The following is a 1,882-nucleotide window of genomic DNA, read 5'->3' as shown; positions in this document are numbered from 1 at the left end:
TAATCAAAGCATAACAGGTTTAAACAATAAGTATTTGACGGCGAAAAATGCCGTTAATGGATAAACATCTAAACTTATTTTTTTTGAAATGTTTGCGTTAATACTCAAAAAGTGAGTATATTTGCAAATAAATCAAATTAAAAGGAATGTTTATTACGAAAACAACGATTAAGGACTGGGTAGAAGAATTACCTAAAAAGGGGATTATGACTTTTAGTATTGAACAAGTACGAAATCAATTTACAAATTTAAAAGAACAAAGTATTTCCAATGCTTTGCACCGATTAAGTTGTAAAGGAAAAATTTTATCTATTTGGAAAGGATTTTATGTAATTATTCCTGTTGAATATGCTTTGAGCAAACAAGTGCCGCCCTATCTATATATAGATGAACTAATGAATTATCTGGAAAGGAATTATTATATCGGCTTATTAAGTGCTGCCAGCTTTTATGGAGCTGCACATCAACGCCCACAAACTTTTTCTGTACTTACTGAATTACCGCCTTTAAGAACAACCTTAAAGAATAATGTACAGATTGTTTTTCCAGTTAAGCGTTTCATCACCGAGGAATTATGGACATTACATAAAACGCAAAACGGTTATGTAAAAGTATCCACTCCTGAAGTTACCGCCCTGGACCTACTTATCTATGAGAATGAAATAGGTGGTTTGAATAGAGCGACTGAAGTCATACAGGAACTTTGTGCTGAAATGGATTTTAAGAGAATGCCTAATACGCTAATATCTCAGTTTCCGATAGCAAGTATCCAGCGTTTAGGTTATGTACTTTCTATTTTAGAAGAAAAAGAGTTGGAGAAAATACTATGGAAGAAATCCCAAGAAATTGGACTAAACTTTTGGAAAACACCTCTAAAAACAGGTAAAGAAATATCTGATACAGACGACTATCATCCCGTTTGGAAAATAATAATAAATGAACAAATATACATTGACGAATGATACCTAAAAATGCAATTACTTATTGGCGTTCCATTGTTCCGTGGCAGACACCAGAACAAGTAGAACAAGATTTAATTATCTGCAAAGCTCTGGTAGAAATTTATAAAGATGCTTTTCTATCAAAACATTTGGCTTTTCGGGGAGGAACTGCCTTGCATAAGTTATATTTATCGCCACAACCTCGCTACTCGGAAGATATTGACTTAGTTCAAATCAAAACCGAACCTATTAAAGAAACTATCGACCGACTTCGAGAAGTCCTGTCCTTTTTAGGAGAACCTTATGTTCGTCAGAAAAGAAATAACAATGTACTAATTTTTAAAGTAGCCTCAGAGATTCCTCCTGTGGTTCCCATTCGATTAAAAATAGAAATCAATTGTAAAGAGCATTTTACAGCATTAGGATTTTCAGAAGTTCCTTTTGAAGTGGACAGTCCTTGGTATAAAGATAAGGCAAATATTGTTACTTATTCATTAGAAGAATTAATTGCTACTAAACTAAGAGCTTTATATCAAAGGCGAAAAGGTAGAGATTTGTTCGATTTATATAAATGTTTGACCAAAACTCATCTTGATGTCGAAAAAATAATTCAAATCTATCATCAATATATGAATTTTTCAGAAGGACAAAGTCCTACTCAAAAACAATTTTTAAGAAATTTAGAATTGAAATTAGAGGATAGTGAATTTTTGGGGGACACAGCTTTACTGCTACACCCTAGTGAGAATTACGACCACCTAATAGCCTACGAAAAGGTACGAATTGAACTCATTGAAAAAATATAATTAATCATCAATAATAAATATAAAAATTATGGCAACACAAGAAAAAGAAATTTCGTATTACGATTTACGACTAAGAGAATTATTAAACACCAGCTTTCCTAATCTGGCAACTAATGAAGCGTTTATCAAAGAACG

3 protein-coding genes are annotated in these 1,882 nt (G+C 32.5%); all 3 read left to right on the top strand.

What is annotated here, in order from left to right:
• The first annotated feature begins 146 nt into the window (after nt 1-146).
• Nucleotides 147-962 carry a type IV toxin-antitoxin system AbiEi family antitoxin domain-containing protein gene (locus tag VQ048_RS12050; RefSeq protein WP_119058099.1) on the top strand — a complete coding sequence of 272 codons (816 nt, stop codon included), beginning with the start codon at nt 147-149 and terminating at the stop codon, nt 960-962.
• A complete protein-coding gene (locus tag VQ048_RS12045; RefSeq protein WP_327611905.1) occupies nt 959-1,747 on the top strand; it encodes a nucleotidyl transferase AbiEii/AbiGii toxin family protein in 789 nt (262 codons plus the stop codon). The genes VQ048_RS12050 and VQ048_RS12045 overlap by 4 nt, the downstream gene beginning before the upstream one ends.
• A 28-nt stretch (nt 1,748-1,775) precedes the next feature.
• On the top strand, nt 1,776-1,882 hold a 107-nt coding region (locus VQ048_RS12040), incomplete at its 3' end, for a DUF1896 family protein (RefSeq protein WP_327611906.1).

It is taken from the genome of Bergeyella anatis (assembly GCF_036016955.1).
GTDB lineage: Bacteria > Bacteroidota > Bacteroidia > Flavobacteriales > Weeksellaceae > JAYWXI01.
Note: the sequence above shows the minus strand (reverse complement) of the source record. Positions and strands in the feature narration are given on the sequence as shown.